Source organism: SAR324 cluster bacterium (genome assembly GCA_029245725.1).
In the GTDB taxonomy this organism is placed as follows: domain Bacteria; phylum SAR324; class SAR324; order SAR324; family NAC60-12; genus JCVI-SCAAA005.
This window is the reverse complement of record JAQWOT010000220.1, coordinates 1-2753: the sequence shown is the minus strand read 5'-3', so window position 1 is coordinate 2753 and position 2753 is coordinate 1. Positions and strand designations below refer to the sequence as shown.

Here is a 2753-nt window from a genome sequence, read left to right as displayed (position 1 = left end):
ATTGCTCCCCAGCCCCCATTTCCTGGATTGGGAGAGCAGGCTCCGTCTGTATAAATCTCTACCTGTGTTCTAGAATCTTGCAAAATCCTCCTGAGGTTACTTGATTGTTCGCAGGTCCCGTAAGAACCTAGTTTTTGACCTTTTTCGCTGTATCTTGTGATTCAGTGGTTGGACCTTGTTCAGGTGACAGTCTCTCATGCGTATTCTCCACACCTCAGATTGGCACCTTGGTCAAAAGCTCTGCAACCTGGAGCGCTTTGCCGAGCATGATTTCTTCCTCGAGCACCTACTGCAACTGATTCGAGAGCAGGAAGTCGACTGTCTACTCCATGCCGGTGACATCTTCGATACAGCCAACCCACCAAACCAGGCACTGCGCCAATACTTCAACTTCCTGCGACGACTTCACGAAGAAACCAACTGTCAACAGGCGATTCTAGTCGGAGGAAATCATGACTCTGTGCTGACCCTCCAGGCACCACAACGCTTGTTGGAAGTCCTACAGGTGCACGTCGTTGGTGGACTTCCAGCTGACCCTGCAGAGCAATTGATCCCAATTCAGGGGGCAGATGGAGAAGAAGCCCTGGTTTGTGCGGTTCCCTTCCTGCGTGATGCTGATTTGCGCAACATTCTACCCGGAGAGAGCTATGAAGCACGTCAGCAACGCCTGCGAGAAGGTATCGCTACACACTACCAAACACTAGCGCAATTGGCTGCTCCTTGGAAGCAACGTGGTCAATTTGTCTGCACAACAGGGCATCTGTTCGTGGCCAATGGTCAGCCTAGCGATTCGGAAAAGGAGATTCACATTGGCCTACAGGATCGCTTCCCCGTGGCAGACTTTCCAGATTTCTTTGACTACATCGCGCTGGGGCATCTGCATCGACCTCAGCGAGTGGCAGGAATGAATCATGTTCGCTATTCTGGATCTCCGTTACCGCTGAGCTTCAGTGAGCGTCAGGATTCCAAGTCGGTTCTGCTACTGGAGGTGGAAAAAGGAACGCTGCAGCAAGTTCGTGAGCTGCCTTTGCCAATTCCACGTCGACTGTTGCGTTTGCAGGGAACGGTTGAAGAAGTCTGTCAAAAGCTCCAGGCGCTGGAGGAGCCAGCAAGTGAATTTGAAGACTGGGTTGAAGCCCGGATACAGCTGGAATCTCCTGAGCCGGAGATTGATCGTAAATTACAGGAGATCGCTGAAGCCAAGCCTTGGCTTCAGTTGCTCCAGGTGCGCACGGAGTACACACACCAGGCAAGTGGACTGGAGGAACAAGTACCTGTCCAGAATCTGGAAGACCTGCAGCCCAGAGAAGTCTTTCAAGAACTGTGTTTATCTCATGCGCTTGCTGAAGAGGAGACCCAGCATCAACTCAGCACTTTTGAAGAGTTGCTGGCACGTCATGAGGAGGCAAAGAACCAATGAGAATTCTGCGCCTACACCTTCAGAACGTGCACGCCCTGCGCAATCAATGGACGATTCAATTCGACCAATTTCCTCTTTACGAAGCAGGGTTATTTGCAATCACGGGTCCGACAGGTGGTGGTAAGAGCAGTCTATTGGATGCAATGATTGTTGCCCTCTATGGCCGAGTCCCTCGGTATGGGCATAACACCCCTGTGGAGTTGATGACACGGCATACTGCTGAGACCCTGATAGAGCTGGATTTTGCCGTTCAGCAGGGTCGCTTCCGAGCACGTTGGAACCTACGTCGAGCCCGTGGCCAATCAACAGGAAGAGTTCAGCCGGCTCGTCATGAACTACAGAATCTGGAAACCAACCAAACCCTGGATCTGCGCTCTAGTGATGTTCCCAAGGAAGTTGAGAAGCTCACAGGTTTGAACATGGAGCGTTTTCTCCGCTCTGTCATTCTACCACAAGGGGACTTTGCCGCATTCCTGCGAGCCAAGGAAAAGGAACGAGGAGAGTTGCTGGAGGAGTTGACAGGTCTGCATGTTTACTCTGAGCTGAGCGAGCTAGCCTACAACTGTAGTCGAGAATCTCGAGAAGCGCTGGAAAAACTCCAGCAACAACTGGGCACACTTCCCCTGCTGGAAGAAGAAGCATTGCGCACCCTGCGACAGCGTCTTGATGAGTACATGCAACAGCGTCCGAAACTGCAGGCCACAGAACAACGACTGCAAGGTGAGCTCGGGTGGTTGCGTCAGTTACGGGAGAGCCGAGCGACTTGTTCTCGATTGGAGCAGGAGATTGCGGCTGTTCAGCAGGCTCTTGAGGCCTTTGCCCCACAGCAGCAACGCTTGCAAAAGCATCATCAACTTCAGCCTTTCCTACCTCAGTGGCAAGCTCAGCAAAAGCAGGCGAAGCAGTTGGAACAGCAGCAATTCACCCAGCAACACATGCGGGAGGAGCTGGGCGTCAAGCAGAAGGAAGTTCAACGTCTGGAAACATATGCACAACAAGACCAGAACCGTTTGCAGGATCAGGAAAAGTGCTACCAACAGCTAATTGAGCCCATCCGCTTGGCCTTGGAAGTTGATGCACAGATCCAAACCCAGCAGGTGCGTTGGGAGTCTCGTCAACAGGAACAAACCCGCCTTGAACAAACCATCCATCAACAACGTCAGCAACTCCATCAAGAAGATGCCTGGGTCCAGCAGGCTGTGCTACGTCAACAGCAACGCCAGCAATGGCTAGTGGAACATGACGACTGCCAGCAGTTGGAACTAGCACTCCCAGAGTTACGTAGTATTTGGCAACAATGGCAACAACAACAGCATAAATGGCAACAAAGTAA

Annotated in this window: 2 protein-coding genes; both read left to right on the top strand. The window is 52.0% G+C overall.

Annotated elements, in window-relative coordinates; genetic code table 11:
* Positions 1-196: 196 nt before the first annotated feature.
* Positions 197-1420 (top strand): exonuclease SbcCD subunit D C-terminal domain-containing protein, encoded by a 1224-nt coding sequence (locus P8O70_11780; protein ID MDG2197544.1) that lies wholly within the window; start codon positions 197-199, stop codon positions 1418-1420.
* Positions 1417-2753, top strand: a 1337-nt coding sequence (locus P8O70_11775) for an AAA family ATPase (GenBank protein MDG2197543.1), incomplete at its 3' end; no start/stop codon positions are given. The genes P8O70_11780 and P8O70_11775, both read left to right, overlap by 4 nt.